The organism is Streptomyces sp. N35 (genome assembly GCF_016464295.1).
Taxonomy (GTDB): Bacteria; Actinomycetota; Actinomycetes; order Streptomycetales; family Streptomycetaceae; genus Streptomyces.
In genome coordinates this window covers 1-535 of record NZ_JAEIMH010000238.1, presented here as the reverse complement: position 1 = coordinate 535, position 535 = coordinate 1, and the positions used below count along the sequence as shown (strand labels likewise).

Genomic DNA, 535 nt, shown 5'->3' with positions numbered 1-535 from the left:
TGCCTCCCGCTCAGCAATGAGCGCGTCCAGGCCGGTAGAGAACCGGTCATCGGTACGAGCCATGTCGTACAGACGCCCCTTGTAGCACCACTGAACCTGGTGCTCTTCGCACAGGTTACGCAGGTCCACGTACCCATCGAGCTTGCGCTCCGCGCGCGAGTTCTCCCACGTCACTAGAACATCAGCGGCACCACCACGTAGGAACTCAAACAAACGCTGGTACTCGGGGCGATCCTTCGTCGCGTACCGCGACGCGCTGATGTCGTTGTCCTGGAAGGTCTCGACGACCTTCCAGCCCCGCCGCTCGCACTCGGCAGTACATTCGGCAACCTGTTCAGAGACCGACCGGAAGCGCTGTTTGGGGTCCGACGACACCCGTGCGTAGACCACGGCGCGGAGCGGGGGCGCAGCGGTCATTTACGACCACCGCCTTCGTAAGCGCGCACCAAGTCGGCCAGCGGGCCGATGAGACGCGGAACGGTGCTCTGCGCACCTCGCTCGTAGCCGTGCTGGTCGAGCACGGTCATGATGTCGA

The 535-nt window shown here is 63.7% G+C and carries 1 protein-coding gene; it reads right to left on the bottom strand.

The features are described from left to right. Nucleotides 1-417: recombinase family protein (locus JAO81_RS42040; protein WP_199553264.1), on the bottom strand; the 417-nt coding region annotated here is incomplete at its 3' end. Nucleotides 418-535: the final 118 nt, after the last annotated feature.